The sequence below is a fragment of the Nostoc sp. genome (assembly GCF_036918015.1).
GTDB lineage: Bacteria > Cyanobacteriota > Cyanobacteriia > Cyanobacteriales > Nostocaceae > Nostoc.
This window is the reverse complement of record NZ_JBALEO010000001.1, coordinates 44,749-70,414: the sequence shown is the minus strand read 5'-3', so window position 1 is coordinate 70,414 and position 25,666 is coordinate 44,749. Positions and strand designations below refer to the sequence as shown.

The following is a 25,666-nucleotide window of genomic DNA, read 5'->3' as shown; positions in this document are numbered from 1 at the left end:
TATGCTGAAATACTCAATTCGCTTGTTACTCCATTACTTGAAGTATAGAGAAATACCTGTGTTTAGTTAATTCATCCCGCATTTATGCAACGCCGATAATTGATTTTGTTTAATAAAACTTAAAAGAGGTTTATTATCCTTTAAAATCTTTTGCAGAGATTTAGGTAAGATATATGGCTGATATTGTTGATATTGCAGTTACGTCTGAGTCGTTTAAAACACTTGTGGCGGCTGTACAAGCTGCTGGTTTAGTAGAAACATTAAAAAGTCCTGGCCCGTTCACTGTCTTTGCACCAAATGACGATGCTTTTGCCAAGTTACCAGCGGGAACTATCCAAACTCTGTTACAAAACATTCCCCAGCTAACGCGGATTTTAAAGTATCATGTCGTTCCAGGAAAGCTGCTAAAGGCTGATTTAGCACAACTTGGTACGGTTAATTCTGTGGAAGGTTCACCCATTAAAATTCATTCTTCTGATGGTTTTGAAGTTAAAAATGCCACAGTTTTAGCAGCAGATATTGAAGCTGATAATGGTGTGGTACACGTTATCGATACGGTAATTTTACCAGGTTAATTCAGCTAGGGTGGGTGCTTTCCACCCTACTTATCCAAAATCTTTAGAATTAACTAACTATTGGTAGTATCAAAAGGCAACTCAATAGTTGAAATTATGTTATATTTGCAATGTGATTACTCACTCTTATGTTAATGTATGTTTCGTTTTTTTAAAATCAAGTAAATTAAATTCTTAAAAAGCTAACATCTATCCCAATAAATTAATGCTCGATCTTAACACCCTAGCTGAGTTCTCTCGCGGCAACTGCATAAGTATTTGTGCATTTCTCGTACCAGCGAACTTACTTGTCACAATTTCAACAATGATTCTAGTAGCGTTGCGTCGCCCATCATATCAAGTGTGGCAATCTGCTGGAATTGCTAGCTTTTTCGCTTCTGTAATGATACTGCACGTATATACTTGGTTCATGATTGGCGTGGTGATGGCTCCTACTTATATCTTGCTGTGCCTAGCAATCACCTGTTTAGTGACTAATTTGGCAGCAATTCTTTTTCAAAGACGCTACAGTAGCAGCCCTAGTCTTTCCAACTGAAGTCTATCGGGCATCTATAGGTGATATTTTCAGAATAATCATCCATAGACGCCTCTCCATTCATGCTCAAGAATGGCATATAACCAAGAGTCTCGCCATTCTCCCTTAATCCAATGGTGTTGTCGCAAATATCCTTCTTGTTGCATTCCAATTTTTTGCATAACTCTTGCTGAGGCAATGTTTTCTGGATGACAAGTTGCAAAGATGCGGTGTAAGTTTAACTCCTGAAAACCAAATGATATAATTGCTTTTACAGCTTCAGTCGCGTATCCTTGACCCCAAAATTGCTTAGTGAAAGAGTATCCAATAGAGCCTGTTTTGTTGTCAGTATCTTTAACAGATATACGACATATACCAATTAAGTGCTTTTGGGCTTTCAAAGTCACCGCTAAGGCAAAATGCTGACGGGGTTCTTTACTTTGCAATGAAATCTCTGTTTGCAAAAAGTTTTTGGTATCTTCTTCGGTATTAGGGCCAAAAGTTAAGTAACGCACAACTTCAGCATCAGCAGCGTATTTATGAACCTCTTGCCAATCTGATTCTACAAAATCTCGTAGTATGAGACGTTGAGTTTCTAGTGGTATCATTTGGGAAATTCTGCACGTAACTGACTGACTACCCGATCTAGTCCCACAGAATGGGCGGCTTTGAATAATAAACGATCGCCTGTTTGCACAAATGTCTTCAACCTAGCCACCAACTCGGCATGAGTTGCAAAACACTCCGATGGAATACCCTCGGCACTAAGAGCGATCGCTTCGGCATCTTGTCCATCTACCAAAACTAACAAGCCATCTAAATTCAACTTTCGCACTGTTTCTCCCACTCGCTGGTGCAACTGCTGCGATCGCTCTCCCAATTCTTTCATTGCACCCAATACGGCAATTTTCCGCTTTCCGGGTGTATCTGCCAATAATTGCAACGCTGCAATCATAGCTTCTGGTGCAGCATTATAAGTTTCATCTAAGATTACCACATCGTTGGGTAAGGTAAATCGCTGCGATCGCCCTGTAGGCATATCCACATTCACACCTGATTTGAGGGTTGCCCAATCGATCCCTAAAACCTTTGCCACCGCTAAAGCTGCCAAGAAATTAGTGGCATTATGACGACCCGGTAAAGGTAGAGGTAGTTGGATTCCTGCGACTTCCACAGTCTCGTTATCAATTAACTGCCCTTGGATATCTCCACCAGAAAAGCCGTAAGTCAAAACTTCTCCGTGCCAAACTTTCGCTGCTGTAGCCATTAATAGGGGATTGTCGTGGTTGAGAATTGCCACACTATCAGCAGACATTTCGACTAACAACTCACATTTTGCCTCAGCGATCGCTTCTTCGGAACCCAGTAACTCAATATGTGCCGTCCCCACATTGGTAATCACTCCAATTGTTGGCCGCGCTATTTGCGTCAGTTCGGCAATTTGTCCTCTACCCCGCATCGCCATTTCAATTACAGCGTAGTCATTTTCGGCGCCAAGTTCTAGGAGAGTTTTCGGAACACCGATTTCGTTGTTGTAATTTCCATAAGTTTTGTGAACTCGTCCCTTTATTCCTAAAACTGCGGCGATCAATTCTTTGGTTGTAGTTTTACCCACCGAACCAGTTACACCAATTACAGGAATATTAAAGCGATCGCGCCACCATCGGCCAAGTTTTTGATATGCCTTGAGGGTGTCTTTTACTTTTAATACAGGAAATCCCGGATTTTCGTATTCAAAATCTACAATTGCAGCTATTGCACCCTTTGCGATCGCAGTTGGCACAAATTCATGTCCATCAAACTTATCGCCTCGGAAAGCGACAAATACTTCACCCGGCTTCAAGGTACGGCTATCTGTTTGGATACCGCTAGTGACTTGTGTTAAAGCAGTTTCAGATAAGTTTACAGAATGGGCCAAAATAACTTCAGCCAGTTGGTTTAGGGTGGCAGAACAACGCATAAGCAATTGATAATTTATTTAAAGTTCAAAATCATAAAAGCAAAAAATAGTGGCAAAGAAGCTTAACTTCCGTGCCACGCTTTATTTATAAGCTACTTATACAGTTTAATCAAGTAAGGACAATGGGCATAACAAGTTATGTTCGATCGCCCTATGCGCGATTTTTAATTAAGATTACTTCCACAATTTGTATTGCTATCTCGCTAGAAACCCCTAAAGCTTGATATAAATCATTTAAGAAGTTTTTTTCTTCTTCAGGTATAATACCTTCAGCTAAGACTAAATCGGTGGCTACTGCAAAAGCTGCTTCCCGCAACTCTTGAGATAGAGAATCTTTGGCTGCATTAAACAAAGCATTAAAGCCATCACCCTGGAGAATGCCCAAGATTTTGTCAAACAGCCTGTTCATCATTTCATTGGGATAACTTTTAAAAAGTTTCATCCGAGACAGCACAGAAATGATAGAATTTCCTTGCTCAATAGAAAGATAACCGTCTGAAGCCGTTGCCGTCAATATAATGACAGCAAAAGCTTCCGCTGGATTGAGTGCTGCTTGGGTTTGGCTTTCTGTACCCAACACAGCGTCGAATAGACCCATTGTAGTAGCTCCTTGGTTAGAGTCCCAATAGCGTTACCGTTACCTGTATGTTTGGTAGATTTACAGGTAGGACTGTAACGCTATAAGACTTTCATCCTTTAGTGTTCCCAGGATTTATTCACGGCGAACACTTGTATCCAAAGGTTTTTGGCAGGAACTACGTTGCCATTCGTAAACTTAGCGTTCTCCTGTCTTTTCTATTGTCTCAATCACCGCCAAACCTATACCAGAAGCTGCCATTAACAGTACTCCTGATATCAAATAGGCGTTGGTCAGCATTCGTAGGGCTTCATCGAAAAAAATATAGGTGGTCATTGCTTCACCTTTTGGAATTTGTGCTGCTTGTGCTTTTTATTTCTCCACACCCCGATAGGTGAATTTCGCTGAGAAACTGCTAGCAATTGCATCTTAACAAAACTTTAGCTCTTTCAGAACACCGCTGAAAATTTTTCTTTCTGAAGATTCTATGAAGTTTATAAAGAAGGGAATGGAGAATGGGGCAAAACAGTTGCGTTAGCGGAAAGCTAAGGTTGAGCCAGTGCTGAGTAAAGAAGTGAGATTCCCCACTCAGCACTCCTGAAAGGCATTGGGCACGATCGCACTGTTTCAGGTATCGCACAACCATTGTCGGCGATCGCAACCGCACCAACTACACTCCTTTATAAGGAAACACCAACAAAACTTGCAACCAGTTTATGAGAAATTTTCATAACTTTATGTCAGCTATAAACGCGTCAGTATTCAGTGTTCCCAAATCTTCGCAGAGAATTTAGGCTATTACCCTTGGTAACTGCGATCGTCGGTATAGCGGTTCTCGGCCCTTGTGAGGTACAAGAACCCCACCCCCAACCCCCTCCCCGCAAGCGAGGAGGGGGCTAAGATGTACCTCATGTGATTAGGAAACGCTATATATATATCAGGTATGTCGTGGAATAGGATAAACAAGACAAGCTTAAAGTAAGCAGCGTTCAATCGTCGCTACAACCGATTGAGAAAGACTATCAAAGTCGTAACCACCTTCTAAGCCAAATAGAATTTTACGAGTTATCCCCAAACAATAATCAGTAAATAAAGCGTAGTCTTCTGGTTGCAAATTGATACTTGCCAAAGGATCTTCTGCATTGGCATCGTAACCAGCACTCACAATTAGTAAATCTGGCTGGAAGTTGGCTAAAAACGGTATTACCTGTTTTTCAAATAGTGGCTGATATATTGCAATATCACTACCAGGGGGTACTGGTAAATTTAATACATTATTGTGAAAACCTCGTTCTGTAGCTCTGCCAGTACCGGGATAACAAGGGTATTGATGTAACGAGCAATAAGCAATTTGGGGATAAGTTTCTACAATAGACTGAGTACCATTACCATGATGCACATCCCAATCAAGGATAGCGACGCGGTTAATTCCAGATTGTTCTAAAGCAAACAAAGCGGCGATCGCGGCATTAGAAAATAGACAAAAGCCCATCCCTGCATCACTTTCAGCGTGATGTCCTGGGGGACGCGCTAGTACAAAAGCAGGATTAGCCGACCCTAACACAACCTCAACTCCATCTAACCATCCACTGACTGCCAACAATGCCACATCATAACTGCGTGGAGAAACTGGCGTATCTCCATCCAAAGGGCCGCCACCACTAGCAGCGATTTGCCACAGTTTTTTGATGTAGGCTGGGCTATGTGCTCTAACCAACGAAGACATCAGCGATGGCTGTTCTAATGCTGGTGTAGGCAAGTGCCAAGTGATTTTATCTGCAAATGTAGCTGCTTTTAGGGCATTTGCGATCGCACTTAAACGTTCTGGTTTTTCGGGATGGTATTTTCCAGTCTTGTGATCTAAAAATTCGTCGGAATATATGACTGGTAGCATAGGACGAAAAAGGTCGGCAGCAGGACGATCAATGTTATTGTATCCTCACCGGTACAAACAGTTTTCCCTTTTACTAGATCGTTGGTCGTTTGCTTTCGAGAACTTCTGTTGCTTTCTGTGCAGAAAGTGGGCGGTAGAATAAAAAGCCCTGTACCTCCTCGCAGTTGATAGATTTCAAGAATTCCAATTCCTCTTCTTTCTCTACCCCTTCGGCTGTTAACTTTAATCCCAAACTGTGTCCCAAGGTAACTATGGCCTGGATAATATGAGCTACTTTGGCATCCTGTGTCAAATATTGAATGAAAGATTTATCTATTTTCAGATTGTGTAGTGGCAAAAGCTGTAGGCGCGAGAGCGAAGAATGACCTGTACCAAAGTCATCGATGGAGATGTAAATACCCATTTGTTTTAGCTCCTCTAAGACCCTTCTGGTAAAATCTAAGTCTTCAATCGCTGTGGTTTCCATAATTTCTAATTCTAAAAAGCGGGCTTCCAGACCTGTTTGTTGTAAAATCCTAGCTATAGTTTCTACCAATTTGGGTTGGCGGAACTGCTTCAGAGAAAGATTGACAGCGATCTTAATCGGTGGCAATCCAGCATCTTGCCATGCTTTATTTTGGCTACAGGCCGTCTGTAGAGTCCATTCGCCGATGGGGACAATTAATCCACTTTCTTCGACCAGGGGAATGAATACACTGGGGGCGACCAATCCCATCTCTGGGTGCTGCCAACGCAACAGAGCCTCCATACTAGTAATTTCTTCTGTGGCAATGTTCACACGAGGCTGATAGTAAAGCGTAAATTCATTGCGTTCTAGGGCATAGCGCAAGCTCTTTTCTAAACTCAGGAGTTCAGGATTTTTAGCACTCAGGGAAACACTATAAAATTGGTAGTTATTCCGCCCTTTGTCTTTGGCGTAGTACAGAGCAGCATCGGCGTGCTGGATTAGTGTTTCGGTGTCAGGGCTGTTGCTATCAAGTAAGGCAATACCGAGGCTAGCAGTTACATAAAGCTCATGCTCTTGAAGATGAAAAGCATCCTCTAAGGCTTGTAAGATTCTCTGCGCCACCAAAGTTACCTCTTCAATATCATTGACTCGTGGGAGTAAAATAGTAAATTCATCGCCTCCCCAACGGGCTACAGTGTCTCCACCTCTGAGTGAGTCTTTTAATCTTTGAGAGACGCTTTGTAACAATTGGTCTCCCAGAGTATGCCCCAGAGTATCATTAATGACCTTGAAGCGATCCAAATCGAGGAAAATCACAGCTAAACTTTCGCCATTGCGAGTGGCGTTGGGCAGAGTTTTACTTAGCAGTTCATTAAATAGTAGACGATTGGGCAACCCTGTCAGCAAGTCATGGAGGGCTTGATAGCGAATCTTTTCTTCCACTTGCTGACGCTGCCGCGCACCAATGATACTGGCGGCCATGGTCAAAAGAGTAGATTCTTCATGCTTTGACCAATGACGCTCAAAGGTGCAGTCTCCCAAGCCAAGATACCCCCAGAAATCATTATCCAAGCGAAGAGGTACCAAGAGAAGGGATTTAATGCCATCTCGAATCAGGAATTCTTGTTCGGTGACAGGAAATTTTTGAGTGATGCCGCTAATCGACTGGCCGCTAGAGAGAACTGTGTACCAACGGGCTAATTCAGGAGCTTGATAAAGCTGATTCTGCCAATGGTGGTGGGTAGATTCAATCCAAGATTGTGTCCATTCAAACCGTAGGCTGACTGCCATTTCCTCTGTAATAGGGTGAAGATGGTTCTGAAAGAGATAGGCACGATCTGCCTTGGCAGCTTCACCCACTACAGCTAGAGCTAGATCGATACCAGTTTCATAATTCATTTCTCCCAGCAAATAATTGGCAGCTTCTGCAACTGCTTGTAGCAAGCGATCGCGCTGGCGCAGTTCGGCTGTAGCTTGCTTTTGCTCTGTAATATCTCTAATAATAAAAGTTCTAATTAAATCACTTTCAGGAAGATAGAGTACGGATTGTTCAAAAACTTCTGTGCCTACTTCCACCTCGCGCACAAAAGAATTTTTTTCTAGATTGTTAACTCCAATCAAGAGTCCCGTTAAGATTGGGTGTTCTGTCCCCACTTCCCTAAGATTGGGAAACTTGGTCGCTGCGGCTGGATTGAGATATGTAATTCTTCCCTCGAAATCCATCTCAATAATTGGATTGGGGATGAGTTCAGGAAAGGATGCTAGGCGAGCTAGAGCAGACTCACTAGCTGCTTCAAAGCTGGGATCGATGGCTAAGGTTTGAAACGGATTGGCAGGACTGGCTTGCTCTGAAAAGAAACCAGATAAGTCTTCAACATCAAAAGATTCAGAAAATGCTTGTTCGGAAATATTGGAAATAGCATAATATTTAGCTTGAGCTTTATTACTGCCAAAAGCAATGATATCTCCATGCCTAAGATTATGAGAAAAACATTTAGTGCCATTTACAAATAAGCCATTAGTACTTCCTTTACCCTTATAGTTACCATCAATAATCTGGAAGCCATATTGGTCAGTTTCTGGAACAGTTACTCGCAATAAAATTGCATGTTGCATTGATACTGATCGGGAAGCCAAGACAATAGTGTTTGCAGGATGCCGCCCCAGAGAATAAGTAGTCTCTCGCAAGGGGACAGTTCGCCGCCCTTCCAGGTCTTGGATGACCAACAGATGGCGTATTTTTTCCCGCTCATTTCCTTGCATGGCTGTTCCTCAAATTCTTATATAATTAGTATCTATGTCTTAGTCTGAAAAAGATTGCTCCTATAAGTCCAGAATTTCAGGCTGCACTTATGGGATTTGCTCAATCAAAGTTCTCACGATCTGCGTAGCCGTAGCCCACCGCAGGCATCGCAAAATTGTTATGAAGGTGTAGACTAGCCTTTCTCTTCATTGATTGACCGCACTCAGCGCTAACGGAACTCAGCACTCTTCTTTTTATGGAATGAGATGGCTAATTGTTCAATCAGTTTTTGTGGTAGAAATTATAGCTTTTTTCTCTACTCATACATAAGTTATAAAGTTTTTTCCTTCGTCTATATCATCTAACCTTGTCTTTCTTAGGATACCCAGATTGATAATTCAAAATTAAAATTTCAAAATTGTACCCTTACAGGGAAGCAAGCTAGGCATAACGTCATGTTGGGGCAACCTCTTGTAGAGAAGAGAGTCACATAAGAGGCTTTCAAAGCCGACTAAAACTGAACAAAGCTGGAGCCAATACGCCCCCGATCTAAGTGTATATTTTGGCGTTAGTCTTTCTTTGGAGCTATCCATTAGTTACATCTTTCTTAAGATTTATAAAACACCTAATCTCTGACCTCATAAAGTTAGAGACTTTTTATGTCCTATATATAGATTATTAGTCCAAGAACTTAGGGATATAAGATAGAGAGGTATGTTTAACTTTTCCTTCCCCTGATAATGGGGTTGAAAAAGTAAGCATTACACCTCTTGCATAAATCAAAAATAAGAAAGAACCCCACCCCGCCAAAGCTACGCTTTGTCTCCCCTCCCCGCTTGCGGGGAGGGGTTGGGGGTGGGGTGTTAGGGACTTTTGCAGGAGGTGTATTAGTTAAGCATGGTTAATGAGTACGAATTCATACCTATTATTCACAATCGAATGCTGAAAGTAAGTGTTTTGAGCATTGGATGAGCATTTTAGAGAGAGTGAAGGCTAAAAGTGTTGATATTATGTCGGTTTATCGTAATCTGCAAGAAACTCACTTAAATCGTGCCCGCGCCAGTCTCAGACAAGCGCTTTCTTGGTATGGATATCTTCGTAAGTCAGGACAGTTATCATCTAACCCAGAATTGCTAGGTTTGATGAAACCAGAATTGGAAGCTTTGAATGCCACACTCAATAAGCTAGATTCAAACGTCATTAGAATTGCCGTCTTTGGTTTGGTGAGTCGGGGAAAGTCAGCAGTTTTAAATGCCTTGTTGGGAGACAAGATTTTGCAAACTGGGCCCCTGAATGGTGTCACTCAATGGCCCCGTTCCGTGCGGTGGCAGCCTAGTGATAAGGTACTAGTAGAGTTAATTGATACCCCTGGATTAGATGAAATTGAGGGGGAGTCACGGGCGGATATGGCACGAGAAGTAGTACATCAGGCAGATTTGATTTTGTTTGTCGTGTCTGGTGATATCACGCGCACTGAGTATCAAGCGCTGCTGCAATTAAGGCGATCGCAAAAACCTCTGATTTTAGTGTTTAACAAAATAGACCTTTACCCAGATACAGACCAAGGAGTAATTTACCAAAATTTACAACAACTAGGTGCCGGACATCCCGAAGCGAAACCTCTACTACCTGATGAAATTGTGATGGTGGCAGCGGAACCAGCAGCAATGGAAGTCCGGGTTGAATGGACTGATGGGCGTGTAACTTATGAATGGGAAACACCACCACCGCAAGTAGACGAACTCAAAGAGATAATTCTGAATATTCTGAATCGGGAAGGGCGATCGCTTCTGGCTTTAAATGCACTCATCCAAGCACGGGATGCAGAAGCCGCGATCGCTCAAAAAACCATCGATTTACGCGAAAAGGAAGCCGAAGAAATTATCTGGCAATTTACCAAATACAAAGCCTTGGCAGTAATGCTCAATCCCATCGCCTTTTTAGATATCCTTGGCGGAACTGTTGCTGATTTAGCTTTAATTCGCGCTCTCGCTAGATTATATGGTTTGCCGATGACTAGCTATGAAGCCGGAAAAATTTTAAAAACGATCTTATTTAGTTCTGGTGGCTTGCTACTGGGAGAGCTAGGTAGTAGTTTTATTTTGGGTTTAGGTAAAACTACGGCTGCAATCACTAGTGGTGACAATCCCAGCAATATTACTGCTTTTGCTGGCAGTGCGATCGCTCAAGCTGGTATCGCCGGTTATGGCGCATATTCCGTTGGCAAAGCTGCCCAAGTGTATCTCGAAAAAGGCTGCACTTGGGGACAGTTGGGCGCTAGCAGTGTCATTCAAGAAATTTTATCTCAAGTTGACCAAAATACAATTCTGTATCGTCTGCGACAAGAGTTAGGCATAAAATATTGAGAATAAATAAGATTTGTTAAGCATTTGTTACCGTTTATAAGTGTTTATCAACTTCTATCAAACTCCTCTGACAATTGACTGACATTCCGAATTTGGGATGCAAGATTAAGGGTACAGGTTACAGGGTAGAGGTTATAGGAAATAGAAATAAAACTATCCCTTATCCCAATACAGTTCAGCTAAGACCAAAACACTTGTAGAGACGGCGATTTATCGCGTCTCGAAAACCCACAATTTTGTACAATTAGCCCTTAACTGAACCGTATTGTCCCCTATCCTCTAATATCTCTCTGTGTAAATTAAAGGTGAAATGATCATGACAACTACCCTAAAAATTGAAACTGCTAAGGCAGCAAATCTTGAAGAAGCCATTACTGAAGCCATTACTGAAGCCCGGACAACTTGTGAGCTTGATGGGAGCGATTCTGCTGGTTGTGCTGTAGCTTGGGACATTGTAGAAGAATTACAAGCTGAGAAAGCTCATCAACAACAAGCAAAACCAAACAAAACCTCTTTGGAAAATTATTGCGATCGCCATCCAGCTTCCGTAGAATGTTTGATCTACGACGTTTAACTTTTCCGTAAATCAGTTGTTGCTGATTGCGTTATTTGCTTAATTGCTTCTAAATCAAGTGATGGTATTTCACTTTCCATTCCCAACCACAGCAGATATTCGATATTCCCAGCCGGGCCAGTGATCGGCGACCAAGTTAAGCCTTTGTATTTCCATCCTAATTCGTGGGCAGCTTGCAACACCTGGAAAATGGCATCAGCTTGGTCGTTTGGATCGCGCACAACACCTTTTTTACCCACACGGGATCTGCCGACTTCAAACTGTGGCTTGACTAACAATATAGCTTCTCGGTTAGCTTGAGTTAGTTGCCACAAAGCAGGCAGAATCTTAGTTAAAGAAATAAACGATACATCAACCACCGCCAAATCAGGAATCGGGTCATTTGCACCATATAACTCATCTGGTCGTAGTTGCCGTAAATTGGTGCGTTCCCGCAAAATCACCCGTGGATCGTTTCGCAACCGCCAGTCAACTTGTCCGTAACCGACATCAATACCGTAAACTTGTTTTGCTCCAGCTTGCAAGAGACAATCAGTAAAACCACCAGTAGAAATCCCACCATCTAAACAAATGCGTTCTGCTACGGGAATGGCAAATACTGACAAAGCTTTGGAGAGTTTTTCACCGCCTCTAGAAACAAAAGGCGATCGCTCTTTAATATTTATTTGAGCCGTAATATCAACTTCTGTACCAGCTTTATCAACTAACTGCTGATTCACAGTAACTTCCCCCGCCTGAATTAGCCGCTGTGCTAAGGCGCGAGAAGAACATAAATTTAATTCTACTAATAGTGTGTCGAGTCGCTGTTTAGCCAATTAACTAGACTCTCCTGGTAAGATTAAAGCCAAAGCACGATTGATAATTTCTTCTTGGTTAACCAGCTTTTCTAATTCTTCTGACTCATAACGACCTTCTTCTACTTCAAGGGTTGCTTCATCAATGGCATTTAAATAGGCTTCTGCTAAGGTTTCTAACAATTCTTCTGGCGTGAGATAATAACCCCCCGCTTTACGCCGCTTATTTTCCCGCTGAATTTCCCGAACCGAATTGCGAATTGAGACTTCCCAAGAGCGAGTCGTGCGATTTTCAGCTTGTTGTTTAATCAAATGCAACAATAAAATCACTGCATAGCTACGAATCGTCTTGATTATGTCATTTCGGCTCATTTCCTCTAATTCTTCAACTATAATTAATGCTCCTTGAACATCGCCCTTAACAAGCAAGTCTTTCAGAGTTAATAATTCTTCCATAATCAGCGCCTCAAACATCGGCAACTTCTATTGTGGCTTATGACGGTTATAGTACAGATAAGATAAGCTAATGCATTTCATCTAGGAGCGATCGCTACTTAGTATATTATTCTTTGCAAATACACAATATTCAGATAATTAAGATACAGCAAAATCAGTGTATTGCCGTAGTTCAGTAGGATGGAAACCCAAGACAATATCTTCGCGCAAAATACCCGCTTCTAATAATGCCTCTGCAACTGGCTGGGAAGTACCATCATATTGAATCCACACTTTATCATTAATAATATCTATATGTACCACCGAACCATGTACGCGGCGCACTCCATCCCAGCCAATGTGTAACACTTCGTAGTGGTCTCGCTCCAAATCAATGACTGCTTCTGTCTCTATTTGACCGTTAGCAGGCTTGTGACTAGCATAGTCAAATATCAACTGACGAATAATTTCACGATACCGAGCTAGCTTATCCATCTGATAATCCTTTCTAGTTGCTCGTCAAAGACAATTAGGTTTATTCCTATACTATTAAGAATTAGCTGACCAAAGCGTTCGGCAAATATACCTTCATAAACCCGTTTGGGAACTGCTAAATAAAGTTGGCGTTTTGGTTGTAGTTCTTTAAGTACGCTACGATAAACTTCATACTGTCCTACAGCTTCCTGGAGGTCATTTACGGGAGAAGGACTCAGAAAACTTTTGATTTCAACAGCTATTTTTTGATCGTCTCTCTCAGCAGCAATAGTAACTTTTTCTGCTCCAATATCTACATAAAGTTCTCTACCCCCGTATGCCAGGTATAAGGGATCGTTGGTTATTGTCCAACCATCTGCAATAAGTGCTTTAATGACTGCGGCGTGGTAGATGTCTCTGGCTGGCATTAGTCGAAAGATAGTTCCAAAAACACAGCTTTAATCTAGCAAAATTATTTTTACAGAGGCGCGATGTTGCCCTTTGGCAGCGAAAACTTGGATAAAGCTCTTCTCAACGCCTAGTAGGGTTCATAAAAAAGCGATCGCTCCATTAAACCAAAGTGCGATCGCTATTTATGTTTCTATCGGGGCAGACACCTTGCCCATCTAAAATCTAAATATCTGTCTCGCTCAACTCGCGTGTGATGTGATCGAATGGTTCATCTACAAAAGCAGTATTAACCACACCTGCTGCTGCTACTTGTTCCTTAATCAGATCCTTGAGAATTTGGATACCGCGAACAGTAGGCCCAATAGGCACTCCTAGAGAATTATAAGTTTCCCGCAGCCCTTGCAGCACTCGTTCATCCAATACATTTGTGTTTCCAGCAACTAGCGCATAGGTGGCGTAACGCAAGTAGTAGTCTAAATCCCGCAGACAAGCCGCATAACGACGAGTCGTATAAGAATTTCCACCAGGACGAATCAATTCTGGCAGTTCTTCATATAACTTTAAACCAGCTTGCTTGACAAGTGCAGCCGCATTAGAATTGATTGCCGCCGCTGCTTGTACTCTTGCTGTACCACTATCAAAGTAAGACTTCAGGCTATCGATCGCATTCCGGTCAAAATACCGACCAGCTAAGTCATAATTCTTAATTAAACTTGTTACCGCATCGCGCATTCCTTCTTCTCCCAATCATTGCTATTTATGGTTTGATATTTATTTGGCTGCACTTATGCACCAGTAAATTTTTGTGCTATTAAAAATAGATTCGGCACAAAAACGATCTATCCACTACATAAGGATTTTATGTCAAAGTTGACCCCTATATGATGAACTTTCCAGTTTTGTGCAGATGAACGCCGAAAGGTTAATATAACCTGATAATCCAGATATCTGTAGTACAAGCTACAAAATCCGCTAATGTCTAGTATTTAAGATATTTCTGGTGTGTCACGGCCTGATTGAGATCAGCAGGGTTAGGATGCTTTGGAAGATTCTGGTTTACTTTAGAAAATTGGTAGAGAAGGAGTAACAATGACAACACCACAAGAACTCTTGAAGAGAATTCAAGATGAAAAAATTCAGCTGATTGATCTCAAATTCATCGATACCGTAGGGACTTGGCAGCACCTCACACTGTACCAAAACCAAATCGATGAGACTGCATTCACTGATGGCGTACCTTTTGACGGTTCCAGCATTCGGGGTTGGAAAGCGATCAACGAATCGGACATGACGATGGTACTCGACCCCAACACTGCTTGGATCGACCCATTCATGGAAGTGCCAACACTAAGTATCATTTGTAGTATCAAAGAACCCCGCACGGGCGAATGGTACAATCGTTGCCCACGCGTTATTGCCCAAAAAGCAGTAGATTATCTGGTTTCCACTGGTCTTGGTGACACAGCCTTCTTTGGTCCTGAAGCTGAGTTCTTTATCTTTGATAGTGCCAGGTTTGCCCAAACTGCTAACGAAGGCTACTACTTCTTAGACTCTGAAGAAGGTGCTTGGAATTCCGGTAAAGCCGGTACAGAGAACAAACCCAACTTGGGTTACAAACCACGCTTCAAAGAAGGTTACTTCCCAGTTGCACCGACGGATTCTTTCCAAGATATCCGTACAGAGATGCTATTGACAATGGCAGAACTAGGTGTGCCCATTGAAAAGCATCACCACGAAGTTGCTACTGGTGGTCAGTGCGAATTGGGTTTCCGCTTTGGGAAGTTGATCGAAGCGGCTGACTGGTTGATGATTTACAAATATGTCATCAAGAACGTTGCCAAGAAATACGGCAAAACCGTCACCTTCATGCCAAAACCAATTTTTGGTGATAACGGTTCGGGAATGCACTGTCACCAGTCCATTTGGAAGGACGGCCAACCTCTATTTGCAGGCGATAAGTATGCTGGTTTGAGCGATATGGGCTTGTACTACATTGGTGGTCTACTCAAACACGCACCAGCGTTATTGGCAATTACCAACCCCAGTACCAACTCATACAAGCGCCTAGTACCTGGTTATGAAGCTCCTGTTAACTTGGCTTACTCCCAAGGGAACCGTTCTGCTTCTATCCGTATTCCTCTATCTGGTACTAACCCCAAAGCTAAACGTTTGGAATTCCGTTGTCCAGATGCTACCTCTAATCCCTACTTGGCATTTGCTGCAATGCTTTGTGCTGGTATCGATGGCATCAAGAACAAAATCCATCCTGGTGAACCCTTAGATAAGAATATCTATGAACTCTCTCCAGAAGAACTAGCAAAGGTTCCTTCAACTCCAGGTTCTTTAGAATTGGCGTTGCAAGCACTGGAAAAAGATCACGCCTTTTTGACAGAATCAGGCGTCTTCACGGAAGACTTTATCGAAAATTGGATTGACTACAAGCTAGGTAACGAAGTCAAACAGTTGCAGCTGCGTCCTCATCCCTACGAGTTTTACCTCTACTACGATGCTTAATGAAGAGTCGTATCTAACTAAAAAGTAATAAGTTTTGCCACCCTAAAGTAGAGGGTGGCTTTTTTTTCAGATTTATCAGTTCAGACATTCACTCAAAGAATCCAGCTTATGACTCCTGAAACTTAGCTCATAGAAGCATGGCTGGGGCCATAAATCATCCGACTGCTAGCATCTACCTTCCCTTGAATCGGGTTCCAGTAGTGAGATACTTCTTCAGGAAGACCTAGTTCTTGTGCCGCACGCATCAGCATTGATTGTTGGCGATTCTTGACTTGTTGGTGTTCACGCACCATTAATGCACGAGATTTATCTGCAATAGACATAACCATAGCCCTCTCTATTTCGTGAATATATAATTTTTGTTTTCTCACAAGACTAATATAACAAAAGTTCTGTAGCATAAGCTACTTTTTACAAAAATTTATATTTTGTTTTGCCTACAATTTTCCGGCTTTGGGGGAAAATCTCTCCAATCCACTTTTGATAGCTAAAATCATCTAGCTTCAGATTGGTCTGACCTTAAAAACACACTTTACCCAAGACTGAACATTTATTCGTTACTTTTATTTACACTTAAGTTCAACTTTTACTCTTTTTTTCGGTGAAGCGGCACAAATACAGCACTCGCAAAAATTAAGTTACTATCAAATAAAGATTTACAAAAATTTACATAATTTATGACAGTTACCTACCCGCGTAAATTTCAGAATGTTTTGAGTGCAAGAGATGTATTAAAACGGGTGGTATGCGATCGCGAAATCCATCTAATTACCCTCAACCGCTACCGCTACAGCGAACAACGCAGTTGCAAAGACCTGACTGAGTTAATTGAACAACTAAATGGACAGCCGCGAGAACTAGTGCGGGATTTGTCTCATCACATCTCAGATGAAGCTCGTCATGCCATGTGGCTAACTGACTTGTTGACAGACCTGGGAGCAGATATTGGTAAGCCGCCCGGTTCCTCATATATCAATGAATTTGAACGCCTACTCGATAGCGAACAACAAGATCCAGTCCAAAACCTCGAAGATTTTGTGATTTCTTCCCTTGCCGCAATTAACGTCACCGAAAAACGGGGCTGTGAGTATTTCTCTGCTCACATTCATGCGCTTAAACAAGCACCGCAGATAGAAGAAAACATCAAGATTCGGGAAACGATTGAAAAAATTCTCCCAGAGGAAGCAGGACACGTCCGCTGGGGTAATCGCTGGCTAGGAGAACTTGCGCGTAAAAGTCCAGAACATCAGCAAAAGGTAGAGCAAGCCAAGCGAAAATATACCGCAATCGAACAAGCCGCGTTTGAATCGGGAATGGATATCACCTTGGGTGCAGAACTACGGCGAGTTGCCAACCTGATGGAAGTCGCAAATACCATGCCGCTTTGGCAACGTCCTCAATACCTGATGGAACGCTTACCCCAGACTTTGCTAGCGCCGGAGTTGCAATTTACTAGGATTCAAGCTGCACAAAAGGCTTGGCAGCGAGATCCACAGACGTTTATCGAGAAGTTTGTGCCAATGTTCCTCAACGGCATCCAGGGAAGAGAAAATAACCGCAAGAAAACAACGGTGTAAAAGGGCATTGGGCACAAGATGCAGAGGGTTGCTCCCCACTCCCTTTTCTTTAAGTAAAATTCATCTAAAAAGACCAAATGCAAAACTTTGCATCTGGTCTTGGATTGTAAAATAGTTAAAAAGACTAAGACGATCTGGCAGATCCTTCTTAACACTTATTTTGTTGGGAGGCATCTACGAAGAGAACGAACCAAGGGGCAAAAGTAGGTAAAGAATAGTAGATTTGTTAGCAACTGCTATAAACCTATACTACTTATGTGAATCCATACGCTAGATAAGCAAGAAATGAAACGAAAGGGATTTTATGCTTCGGCAAAAGACGCTAAACAGATGTCAGAGCGAAGATCGGTTACTTGCTTATGTAGATAATCAGCTACTGAATGTATGAGAAGAAAATCTATTGGGGAATAAAGTGAAGTTGCCTTAAGACTATTTCCTCAACAAGCAAAATGTCTGAATTAGATGTACTTTAGATTAACTGATAGCCTAAGTAACATCTATTTCTAGAATCGTTGAGGATTGAGATGCAAAGCTTTCTAGCGAATATGAGCAACAGTTGTAGAGCTTTTGAGGAGTTGGTAATGCTATCGATCAAAGCACTTAATTTGATTTGCGTTTTGAGCGGCAGGATTAAGACCAACTATTATATATACAAAGTTTGCAGTTGAAATACTAAGCGATCGCTGAAGACTTTCGTGTGTCAACTGTATATATCTCTGCCAGAAAAGCTGTGTCAAAGACGTTAGCACAACATCCTGTTTTCTGGTAATTCTGTTCCTTTGGGAAAAGAGGTATTACCCTACAGTAATTAAACCACAGCATAGATATTTCGGACTTTTTGTGTCACTTCTCTGCGCCCACTACCGCGATGACGTGGCGCATCATCTGAAGCTTGTTCAGATGCCGCCGAGAGCCACTGTTCCGAAGTAGGCGTGGAAGGCAGCCCTGTTGATAAGTGATTGACCATTGCTTGGCGGTTAAAAGCTAAGGGGCCGAACACCAGACTCGATATTAAAAGTGAAATGGCAGCACGCATAGCAAATGTCTATTTTGGAACTCTCCACTTCACTGATACTTAGCTTTTTGATTAATATCCGGACAATTCATCAAAAAGTATTCTGTTTTACTGAAAATAAACTCCTTTTACCGTCCGTTTAAATGTTCGACTAATAACCAATTGCCAGAGTGATTGTAACGACCCCACAATGTAACTAATTGTTCGTGGGGATAAGCGCGTAATTGCTCGTTGATATGCGATCGCAAAGTCACAAGCTGCCAGCTTTGCCCTTGATATGTGGCTGGTGCTGTGACAGTGAATCTGTATTCCTGCTGTTCCAAGCGGTAAAAAATGCCTGTAAAACAGTTACTTTCCTGAATTAATGCCTTCCCCAATGGGCAAGGGCAATCGCAATTAACTGGATAAGCTTGTGGGTTATCTAAGTAATACAGTTGCCAGTGCCGCCAATCCGAATGATTGGGGGGAAGATTAAAGAAAGGAATAATTAGCGCTTTTGAGCGATTATCTTCTAATAAAGCCGTTTGCAGCGTCCTAACAGGTAAATCTCTTGGCTGGCAGTTTAATTCGACACATATCGCCGCTGCCATCCCTGCTGCTTGACCAATGCCCATAACCACAGGTTGTAATCTGGTAGCGCCATTGGCAATGTGGGAGACAGAAATATTTTTTTCACAGACCAAGAAACCATCTGTTGTGGCTGGAATTAGACAACTGTAGGGAATTGTAAAAGGAGTTCCAGTCCAACGTCCTCCCCAGCGGATCGATTTAGGTTGCAGTGGGAATTGAACACCAGGATAATGATGGTCATTGGCGTAATTACCAACTGCGATTGCTTCGCAAACGCCAAGGGCGAACGCATCATTAAATATAGATGCAACTCTACCTTTTGCGATCGGCAAAATATCCTGTTCTCGTATAGTAGTTAGCCCCACCAAGCGGCGGCTTTCTCGGTAATAAGGATGCAGTGCAAAAGCTGTAGAGGTGTGAGGAAATACTTTTTCTGCTAAACCATAGCGACGACCAAGCTGTTTTTGGATAAAGTGAGCAAAATTTTGGCTGTGCCAGCGAGATTCTTGGATGAATTCACCTCTGGATACATCTGACTCTATCAACCTCCCTACCCCTTCGCCGTAGTCATTGCCACCGATTGGCCAATTAATCATAAATAGGCCACCAGGCAAACGTCCATAATTTAAAAATGTCTCTGCTCCATAACCGTCCCAAGCACCTGTAAACTGGGATGGATTATAGTTAGGCGCAGCCGGAATCTCTGAGGCAACGGCTTCACCAAAGTCCTGCATAATGACTACATAAGTGGGCGCTTGCACAGGATATCTTTGGGTTAAAGAGTTAAAAGTCACTGGGGCGCTGGGTTCTCCCCACTCCGATTGCAATTCCCAGCCCCAGCGGTAAGGTATGTTAGCTAAAGCCAATAAATCTCCTAACTCTGTGCCATCGAGAATAACCTTGGCTGTGACAGCAAAATCAGCAAAGCGCACACCAGTAATCGAATCACCTTGTCGGAAGACTTCTAAAGGTACTTGTCCCGAAATCCACTGCAAATTGGGCAATTCCTGCACCCAATCGGCAAAAATCTCTGCCCCAATCCGGGGATCGTAACTAAAAAAGCTTACCCAGCTGTTATCTAATCCTCCCGACTGTCGTTGTCGCAATTCCTGCAAAAAGGCACCCCATAACCCCGTTTGAAAGGCTTCTAATTCGTTGCCATCAGGTACAGATACACCAGCCGAAGTAAGCATCCCGCCCAACCAAGGAAATTCACTCACCAAAATAGTTTTCGCTCCCCGTCGCGCCGCTTGGATAGCAGCCGCAGTCCCTCCGGTTCCTCCACCAACAACTAAGACATCAGCTGTATATGTCTGATGAACCATGACCAAATCCTCCACCAGGGTTAGCTATTTAGCTGATTTCGGTTGATCCTTGGCTCTACTTTTATCAGCTGAGTTTATAATTCACCTCTAGAAATCAGCTTTTGTCAAGTTTCAGAAGACTTTTCTAAGCACTAAAGTGCTGACTACAAACCCTGAAAATGTACTACCACAATTACGTATGAAATATTACATATTTGCCTTGGTGAGGTACAAGGGTCTTGCATTTTACACATCTGTATGCAAAGATAATTTTACAAAATACTGTAAATCTATCGAGTTGCCGGATTATTTGAGGCTTAATGCTTTTAAATCTAGCTGATTGCAAGTGAAGGCATTCAGTAAATATTGGTTTGGCAATGAATAACTAAAATTTAAATAATAATTTCCTTTAGTGTAAATCACACTAACAAACTGAAGAAGAAAGAATAATTTAGACTAAAAAACAATGTGGATTGTTAAACTTGCTCTTCGTCGCCCCTATACATTTGTAATTACTTCTATACTTATTTTTGTCTTAGGAGTAGTTACTATTACGCGCATGGCAACGGACATTTTCCCAGAAATTAATATTCCCGTTGTCAGTGTAATTTGGTCTTATAGTGGTGTCTCACCAGAAGAAATGGAACAGCGTATCGTGACAGCGAGCGAACGCTCCTTTACAACCACTGTTAATGATATTGAACACATCGAATCGCAATCACTAAATGGTGTTAGCGTCATTAAGGTTTTCTTCCAACCAGGGGCAAAAATTGAAGCAGCAGTAGCTCAACTTACCTCTAATACTCAAACGATTCTTCGAGGTTTACCTCCAGGAATTACACCTCCTTTAATTATTCGCTACAATGCTTCAAATGTGCCAATTCTTCAGCTAAGTGTTAGCAGCACATCACTATCAGAGCAAGAACTTTACGATAACGGCAATAATTTTCTGCGGACTCAGCTAGCGACCGTTCAAGGTGCATCTGTACCCTTACCTTATGGAGGTAAACCTCGGCAAATTATGGTAGATATTGACCCGCAGGCTCTATTTGCCAAAGGTCTTTCAGCTACAGATGTCACAACCGCAATCAGCGCCCAAAATCTGATCTTACCTGGAGGAAATGCCAAATTAGGCGATCGCGAGTACAGTGTTCGACTCAATAGCAGTCCCCAAGTCTTAGACGCGTTAAACAATTTACCCATTAAACAGATTAACGGCACTGTAATTTATATACGTGATGTTGCCCAAGTCCATGATGGCTTTGCAGTGCAGAATAATATTGTTCGTCGAGATGGACGACGGTCTAGTTTATTAACTATTCTCAAAAGTGGTAGTGCTTCAACTTTAGATGTTGTAGCTAGAGTCAAAGAAAGACTACCAAAAATTCAAGCCACATTACCCAAAGAATTAGATTTAGAAATATTATTTGATCAATCTATATTTGTTAAAGCTTCCATCCACGGAGTATTAATCGAAGGATTGATTGCAGCTTGTTTAACTGCCGCCATGATTTTATTATTCTTAGGCAGTTGGCGCAGCACTTTAATTGTGGCAATTTCCATTCCTTTATCAATTCTTTGTTCTATCATTGCTTTGCGATTGATCGGACAAACTCTAAATATTATGACCTTGGGAGGTCTATCTCTAGCAGTTGGGATTTTAGTTGATGATGCCACAGTAGAAATTGAAAATATCCACCGCAATTTGGCACAAGGAAAACCTCTGCAACAAGCTATTTTAGATGGCGCACAACAAATAGCTGTTCCGGCTTTCGTTTCTACCTTGGCAATCTGTATTGTTTTTATCCCAATTGTCTTTTTAACAGGAGTAGCACAATCGCTATTTATGCCTTTAGGAATGGCGGTTGTTTTTGCGATGCTTGCTTCTTATCTACTGTCGCGGACAGTAGTACCAATGTTGGCAAAGTTTCTTCTTGGAAAGGAACTACATCTTTATACTGAACATGAAAATTTAGATAATAACGGTAATGGTCATGTATCTGACCCAGTTTCTAAAAAAGATATTTTCTGGCGGATTCATGAGCAGTTTAACCGCCAATTTGAGAAATTTCGCCAAACCTATCGAAATACTTTAGCCAAAGCTCTAAATCATCGGGGTATAGTTTTTGCGATGTTTGGTGCTTTTTGGGTAAGTGCCTTAGTTTTACTACCTTTTGTTGGTCAAGACTTTTTTCCTCAAGTAGATGCAGGTCAGTTTCGGCTGCACGTCCGCGCTCCTGCGGGAACACGACTTGAAAAGACAGAACAGATTTTCACTCAAGTTGAAAATGAGATTCGTCGGGTTATTCCTGAGCAAGAATTAGAAATTATTCTTGACAATATTGGTTTACCTGTAGGTGGAGTCAACCTGGCTTTTAGCGACACAGCAACCATCGGCCCTGGTGATGGGGAAATTCTTGTAGGTCTTAAAGAAGGTAAACATCATCCTACTTGGCAATATGTTAGACAACTACGCCAAACATTAACCGCCCAATTTCCTGAATTAACTTTCTTTTTCCAACCTGCGGATATAGTAACTCAAATTCTCAATTTCGGTTTACCAGCCCCTATTGATATTCAGGTCATAGGCCCAGCTAAAAATCGTCGGGATAATTACAAGATTGCCAAACAAATCAAAACCCAAATAGCTCAAATTCCGGGAGCCGTTGATGTTCATTTACATCAAGTCGTTGATGCCCCAGACTTACGTATTAATGTAGATCGTTCTCAAGCGCAACGTAACGGTTTAACTCAACGAGATGTTGCCAATAATCTACTCACATCATTAAGTTCTAGTGGTCAAACATCACCCAATTTTTGGCTCGATCCTATCAAAGGAGTCAGTTATCCAGTAGCAGTACAAGTTCCCCAATACAAACTGAACTCACTAGAAAAAATTCAGAATACTCCTATTGCTAACGGTTCTAGCTCGTCACAACTTTTAAGCAACATTGCTATTGCTAAACGTGGCAAAGCTCCTGCTGTTGTTAATCATTACAACGTACAGCCTGTATTTAACATTTACGCCAATGTTCAAGGTCGTGATTTAGGTGGTGTAGCCAGCGATATTTATAAAATAGTTGGGCAATTTCAGCAGAAGTTACCACGTGGAACGTCAATTATGGTGAAAGGTCAAGTAGAAACGATGAATTCATCTTTTCTAGGATTAGAAGTAGGATTGATATTTGCTATTGGATTAGTTTATTGCTTAATAGTAGTCAATTTTCAATCTTGGGTTGATCCATTCATTATTATGATGGCACTACCAAATGCCTTAGCAGGAATTGTCTGGATATTGTTTGTGACTAACACGACTTTTAGCGTACCTTCTTTGATGGGTGCAATTATGAGTATTGGGGTTGCTACTGCTAATAGTATTTTGCTTGTCACCTTTGCTAATGAGCAACGCCTAATAGGAGAAAAAGCTGTTTCTGCTGCTTTATCTGCTGGTTACACCCGTTTGCGTCCAGTATTGATGACTGCTGGAGCCATGATTATGGGGATGTTACCAATGTCTCTTGGTTTAGGAGAAGGTGGTGAACAAAATGCTCCTTTAGGACGTGCTGTAATTGGTGGATTATTAGCAGCAACAGTGGCAACTTTAATTTTTGTACCTGTAATTTATAGTATTTTGCGCCGAAAACAACCCCAAAATTTAGAGTTGGAAGAAGAACTATCCTCTACTATCAAATTAACTGTAGCTAATCGGTAAATAATTCGTGAATAATTAAATCCCCGACTTCTCTAAGAAGTCGGGGATCTGAAATAATTTCGATAAATCAACAAATCAAATAGAATTTTATAGTATGGATACTCAAGAAAATACCCAAGTTGATAATTCTGATATCGCAGCAACGACTAAAAAAAGTCGTTTCACTTCTATCACCATTATTGCTACGACTACTTTAGTTGTTACTGGACTTTTAGCACTTGGTATTATCCCTCGCTTACAAAAGCAATCAGAATTAAATGCTTTCGCTAAAGCTACAACAAAAAAAGTTTCTTCGGTCAATGTAGTTAAACCAAAAGTTGCTGCTAATTTCACCGAACTAGTTCTACCTAGCAGCATTCAAGCCAGCCAAGAAACCACAATTTATGCCCGTACCAGTGGCTATTTACAAAAGAAATTTGTAGATATTGGCGAACGTGTAGATAAGGGACAGCTACTCGCTATAATTGATGCCCCAGAAACTGACCAAGATATACAGCAAGCTCGTGCAGAATTGGCAAAATCTGAGGCAAATTTGGCTCAAGTTCAGGCAGATTTAGCACAAAAGCAAAGTAATCTTTCTCAAACAAAAGCTAACTTAAAAGCTAGACAAGCAGAATTAGCCGAAGCACGTACTAACCTAGAACTAGCACGTCAAACTTGGCAACGTTGGCAATTACTTCAAAAGCAAGGAGCCGTGACTACACAAGCTGCTGATGAACGTGAAAGTGCTTTTAATGCAAGTCGAGCTAATGTAGATACTTTAATTGCTCGCGTTAATTCAGACCAAGAAAGTGTAAATACTGCTCTTGCAGCTATTAATTCCCAAAAAGCTAACATTAATGCGTTTATCGCAAGTAGGAGTGTTAGTAAATCAGATTTACAACGGATAACTTCTTTACAAACATTCAAACAAATTGTTGCTCCTTTTGCAGGTGTAATTACTGCTCGCAATATAGATACGGGAGCTTTAATTTCTGCGGGGAGCAATAATAATAGTGGAAATTCCTGGTTATTTAAGGTTGCTCAGACAAAGAATTTACGTATCCGAATTAATGTCCCCCAGGCTTTTGTGCAATCAATTCACACTGGACAAACTGCGCTTATTAGTGTTCGTGAGCTACCAAAAAAATCTTTTTCTGGTAAAGTTATTCGGACTGCTGATGTCTTAGATGCTACTTCTAATACTCTTTTAACTGAAATTGAAATACAGAATTCAGACAATGTGTTGCGTCCTGGGATGTATGCTGAAGTGACTTTTAAGGCTGAACGTGCCAATCCACCTTTATTAGTAACAGCTAATACCTTAGTGATTAATGCAGATGGTATACAAGTAGCCACTGTGACAAAGGAAAAGAAAGTTAAGTACCAAAAAGTAGAGCTTGGACGAGATTATGGTACTGAAGTTGAAGTTGTTTCTGGTTTAAGCCCTAATGTGAGGTTAATTACTAATCCTACGGATGCTCTTCAAGATGGGAAATCGGTTCAGGTACTTGCATCTAAGCATAAGACTAAGAATTAAAATATAGCAGTTCTCGATTGAGTAATGTAAAAGAACCCCACCCCCAACCCCCTCCCCGCAAGCGAGGAGGGGACTATAATTTACCTTATTATGATTAGGAAATGCTATAACTCTTAATTTTGAGTTTGGAGTGTATCTCTTTCCTACGGGACACTTTACCGAATGGGGAAGCAAGCTAGGCGCAGCATTTC

At 41.7% G+C, this 25,666-nt stretch carries 23 protein-coding genes; 9 read left to right on the top strand and 14 right to left on the bottom strand.

All coding sequences use genetic code 11. From position 1 onward, the window contains the following. Window positions 1-173 precede the first annotated feature (173 nt). Both V7K61_RS00300 and V7K61_RS00295 read left to right on the top strand, forming a co-directional pair. Window positions 174-575: a fasciclin domain-containing protein gene (locus V7K61_RS00300; protein WP_334716527.1), complete on the top strand. Its 402-nt coding sequence runs from the start codon at window positions 174-176 to the stop codon at window positions 573-575. A gap of 205 nt (window positions 576-780) precedes the next feature. Next, the gene (locus tag V7K61_RS00295) at window positions 781-1,110 is read left to right on the top strand and encodes a hypothetical protein (RefSeq protein ID WP_335049882.1); all 330 of its coding nucleotides are present in this window, start codon (window positions 781-783) and stop codon (window positions 1,108-1,110) included. A gap of 38 nt (window positions 1,111-1,148) precedes the next feature. Here V7K61_RS00295 and V7K61_RS00290 read toward each other — a convergent pair whose 3' ends face one another. The 6 genes from V7K61_RS00290 to V7K61_RS00265 form a co-directional block, all read right to left on the bottom strand. Further along, window positions 1,149-1,697: a GNAT family N-acetyltransferase gene (locus V7K61_RS00290; protein WP_335049880.1), complete on the bottom strand. Its 549-nt coding sequence runs from the start codon at window positions 1,695-1,697 to the stop codon at window positions 1,149-1,151. Further along, complete coding sequence (locus V7K61_RS00285; RefSeq protein ID WP_335049878.1) at window positions 1,694-3,049, bottom strand: UDP-N-acetylmuramoyl-tripeptide--D-alanyl-D-alanine ligase; 1,356 nt, start codon at window positions 3,047-3,049, stop codon at window positions 1,694-1,696. Before V7K61_RS00285 ends, V7K61_RS00290 begins: the two co-directional genes overlap by 4 nt. A gap of 151 nt (window positions 3,050-3,200) precedes the next feature. Continuing rightward, window positions 3,201-3,647, bottom strand: coding sequence for a tellurite resistance TerB family protein (locus V7K61_RS00280; protein WP_335049876.1), 447 nt, complete (start codon window positions 3,645-3,647; stop codon window positions 3,201-3,203). 177 nt (window positions 3,648-3,824) lie between these two features. Then, window positions 3,825-3,962 carry a hypothetical protein gene (locus V7K61_RS00275; protein WP_335049874.1) on the bottom strand — a complete coding sequence of 46 codons (138 nt, stop codon included), beginning with the start codon at window positions 3,960-3,962 and terminating at the stop codon, window positions 3,825-3,827. A gap of 637 nt (window positions 3,963-4,599) precedes the next feature. Continuing rightward, window positions 4,600-5,520, bottom strand: a complete 921-nt coding sequence (locus V7K61_RS00270) for a histone deacetylase family protein (RefSeq protein ID WP_335049872.1) — start codon at window positions 5,518-5,520, stop codon at window positions 4,600-4,602. 73 nt (window positions 5,521-5,593) lie between these two features. Beyond that, window positions 5,594-8,230, bottom strand: coding sequence for an EAL domain-containing protein (locus V7K61_RS00265; protein ID WP_335049870.1), 2,637 nt, complete (start codon window positions 8,228-8,230; stop codon window positions 5,594-5,596). A gap of 948 nt (window positions 8,231-9,178) precedes the next feature. Here V7K61_RS00265 and V7K61_RS00260 point away from each other — a divergent pair. Further along, a complete protein-coding gene (locus V7K61_RS00260; protein WP_335049868.1) occupies window positions 9,179-10,576 on the top strand; it encodes a GTP-binding protein in 1,398 nt (465 codons plus the stop codon). Window positions 10,577-10,892: 316 nt separating this feature from the next. Further along, window positions 10,893-11,150 carry a Calvin cycle protein CP12 gene (locus V7K61_RS00255; RefSeq protein WP_334836355.1) on the top strand — a complete coding sequence of 86 codons (258 nt, stop codon included), beginning with the start codon at window positions 10,893-10,895 and terminating at the stop codon, window positions 11,148-11,150. Here V7K61_RS00255 and V7K61_RS00250 read toward each other — a convergent pair. The 4 genes from V7K61_RS00250 to V7K61_RS00235 all read right to left on the bottom strand — a co-directional run bounded on the left by V7K61_RS00250 (window position 11,147) and on the right by V7K61_RS00235 (window position 13,281). Beyond that, entirely contained in the window at window positions 11,147-11,965 is an 819-nt protein-coding gene (locus V7K61_RS00250) for a TlyA family RNA methyltransferase (protein ID WP_335049865.1), read from the bottom strand. The genes V7K61_RS00255 and V7K61_RS00250 overlap by 4 nt on opposite strands. Further along, on the bottom strand, window positions 11,966-12,400 hold the full coding sequence (locus V7K61_RS00245) for a DUF29 family protein (RefSeq protein WP_335049889.1): 435 nt from the start codon (window positions 12,398-12,400) through the stop codon (window positions 11,966-11,968). 138 nt (window positions 12,401-12,538) lie between these two features. Next, a complete protein-coding gene (locus V7K61_RS00240) occupies window positions 12,539-12,874 on the bottom strand; it encodes a XisI protein (RefSeq protein WP_335049862.1) in 336 nt (111 codons plus the stop codon). Continuing rightward, window positions 12,862-13,281 carry an element excision factor XisH family protein gene (locus tag V7K61_RS00235; protein ID WP_335049860.1) on the bottom strand — a complete coding sequence of 140 codons (420 nt, stop codon included), beginning with the start codon at window positions 13,279-13,281 and terminating at the stop codon, window positions 12,862-12,864. Before V7K61_RS00235 ends, V7K61_RS00240 begins: the two co-directional genes overlap by 13 nt. Window positions 13,282-13,354: 73 nt before the next feature. Between V7K61_RS00235 and V7K61_RS00230 the strand changes: the two genes are divergently transcribed. Then, window positions 13,355-13,483 carry a hypothetical protein gene (locus V7K61_RS00230; protein ID WP_335049858.1) on the top strand — a complete coding sequence of 43 codons (129 nt, stop codon included), beginning with the start codon at window positions 13,355-13,357 and terminating at the stop codon, window positions 13,481-13,483. 3 nt (window positions 13,484-13,486) lie between these two features. Here V7K61_RS00230 and apcB read toward each other — a convergent pair whose 3' ends face one another. Further along, complete coding sequence (gene apcB, locus V7K61_RS00225; RefSeq protein WP_335049856.1) at window positions 13,487-13,996, bottom strand: allophycocyanin subunit beta; 510 nt, start codon at window positions 13,994-13,996, stop codon at window positions 13,487-13,489. 357 nt (window positions 13,997-14,353) lie between these two features. Here apcB and glnA point away from each other — a divergent pair, with 357 nt between their 5' ends. After that, window positions 14,354-15,778 (top strand): type I glutamate--ammonia ligase, encoded by a 1,425-nt coding sequence (gene glnA / locus V7K61_RS00220; protein ID WP_335049853.1) that lies wholly within the window; start codon window positions 14,354-14,356, stop codon window positions 15,776-15,778. A gap of 122 nt (window positions 15,779-15,900) precedes the next feature. Here the strand turns inward: glnA and V7K61_RS00215 are convergent, their stop codons facing one another. Further along, the gene (locus V7K61_RS00215; RefSeq protein WP_012411649.1) at window positions 15,901-16,101 is read right to left on the bottom strand and encodes a hypothetical protein; all 201 of its coding nucleotides are present in this window, start codon (window positions 16,099-16,101) and stop codon (window positions 15,901-15,903) included. 354 nt (window positions 16,102-16,455) lie between these two features. Here V7K61_RS00215 and V7K61_RS00210 point away from each other — a divergent pair, with 354 nt between their 5' ends. Next, window positions 16,456-17,355: a ferritin-like domain-containing protein gene (locus V7K61_RS00210; protein ID WP_335049851.1), complete on the top strand. Its 900-nt coding sequence runs from the start codon at window positions 16,456-16,458 to the stop codon at window positions 17,353-17,355. A gap of 808 nt (window positions 17,356-18,163) precedes the next feature. On the opposite strand, the gene patX is transcribed toward V7K61_RS00210, so the two are convergent. Together patX and V7K61_RS00200 are read right to left on the bottom strand one after the other, a co-directional pair. After that, window positions 18,164-18,391, bottom strand: coding sequence for a heterocyst-inhibiting protein PatX (gene patX, locus V7K61_RS00205; protein ID WP_335049849.1), 228 nt, complete (start codon window positions 18,389-18,391; stop codon window positions 18,164-18,166). A gap of 107 nt (window positions 18,392-18,498) precedes the next feature. Further along, on the bottom strand, window positions 18,499-20,265 hold the full coding sequence (locus tag V7K61_RS00200; protein WP_335049847.1) for an FAD-dependent oxidoreductase: 1,767 nt from the start codon (window positions 20,263-20,265) through the stop codon (window positions 18,499-18,501). 445 nt (window positions 20,266-20,710) lie between these two features. On the opposite strand from V7K61_RS00200, the gene V7K61_RS00195 reads away from it, so the two are divergent. Continuing rightward, window positions 20,711-23,956: an efflux RND transporter permease subunit gene (locus V7K61_RS00195; protein ID WP_335049845.1), complete on the top strand. Its 3,246-nt coding sequence runs from the start codon at window positions 20,711-20,713 to the stop codon at window positions 23,954-23,956. Between the two features lie 94 nt (window positions 23,957-24,050). Continuing rightward, a complete protein-coding gene (locus V7K61_RS00190; protein WP_335049843.1) occupies window positions 24,051-25,475 on the top strand; it encodes an efflux RND transporter periplasmic adaptor subunit in 1,425 nt (474 codons plus the stop codon). The last annotated feature ends 191 nt before the right edge of the window (window positions 25,476-25,666 follow it).

Coding starts and splice junctions, on each gene's coding strand:
- V7K61_RS00280 (WP_335049876.1), bottom strand. CDS start 3,647: ATGGGTCTATTCGACGCTGTGTTGGGTACAGAAAGCCAAACCCAAGCA.
- V7K61_RS00190 (WP_335049843.1), top strand. CDS start 24,051: ATGGATACTCAAGAAAATACCCAAGTTGATAATTCTGATATCGCAGCA.
- V7K61_RS00215 (WP_012411649.1), bottom strand. CDS start 16,101: ATGTCTATTGCAGATAAATCTCGTGCATTAATGGTGCGTGAACACCAA.
- V7K61_RS00295 (WP_335049882.1), top strand. CDS start 781: ATGCTCGATCTTAACACCCTAGCTGAGTTCTCTCGCGGCAACTGCATA.
- V7K61_RS00200 (WP_335049847.1), bottom strand. CDS start 20,265: ATGGTTCATCAGACATATACAGCTGATGTCTTAGTTGTTGGTGGAGGA.
- glnA (WP_335049853.1), top strand. CDS start 14,354: ATGACAACACCACAAGAACTCTTGAAGAGAATTCAAGATGAAAAAATT.
- V7K61_RS00240 (WP_335049862.1), bottom strand. CDS start 12,874: ATGGATAAGCTAGCTCGGTATCGTGAAATTATTCGTCAGTTGATATTT.
- V7K61_RS00290 (WP_335049880.1), bottom strand. CDS start 1,697: ATGATACCACTAGAAACTCAACGTCTCATACTACGAGATTTTGTAGAA.
- V7K61_RS00210 (WP_335049851.1), top strand. CDS start 16,456: ATGACAGTTACCTACCCGCGTAAATTTCAGAATGTTTTGAGTGCAAGA.
- apcB (WP_335049856.1), bottom strand. CDS start 13,996: ATGCGCGATGCGGTAACAAGTTTAATTAAGAATTATGACTTAGCTGGT.
- V7K61_RS00285 (WP_335049878.1), bottom strand. CDS start 3,049: ATGCGTTGTTCTGCCACCCTAAACCAACTGGCTGAAGTTATTTTGGCC.
- V7K61_RS00235 (WP_335049860.1), bottom strand. CDS start 13,281: ATGCCAGCCAGAGACATCTACCACGCCGCAGTCATTAAAGCACTTATT.
- patX (WP_335049849.1), bottom strand. CDS start 18,391: ATGCGTGCTGCCATTTCACTTTTAATATCGAGTCTGGTGTTCGGCCCC.
- V7K61_RS00265 (WP_335049870.1), bottom strand. CDS start 8,230: ATGCAAGGAAATGAGCGGGAAAAAATACGCCATCTGTTGGTCATCCAA.
- V7K61_RS00260 (WP_335049868.1), top strand. CDS start 9,179: ATGAGCATTTTAGAGAGAGTGAAGGCTAAAAGTGTTGATATTATGTCG.
- V7K61_RS00275 (WP_335049874.1), bottom strand. CDS start 3,962: ATGACCACCTATATTTTTTTCGATGAAGCCCTACGAATGCTGACCAAC.
- V7K61_RS00195 (WP_335049845.1), top strand. CDS start 20,711: ATGTGGATTGTTAAACTTGCTCTTCGTCGCCCCTATACATTTGTAATT.
- V7K61_RS00270 (WP_335049872.1), bottom strand. CDS start 5,520: ATGCTACCAGTCATATATTCCGACGAATTTTTAGATCACAAGACTGGA.
- V7K61_RS00300 (WP_334716527.1), top strand. CDS start 174: ATGGCTGATATTGTTGATATTGCAGTTACGTCTGAGTCGTTTAAAACA.
- V7K61_RS00245 (WP_335049889.1), bottom strand. CDS start 12,400: ATGGAAGAATTATTAACTCTGAAAGACTTGCTTGTTAAGGGCGATGTT.
- V7K61_RS00255 (WP_334836355.1), top strand. CDS start 10,893: ATGACAACTACCCTAAAAATTGAAACTGCTAAGGCAGCAAATCTTGAA.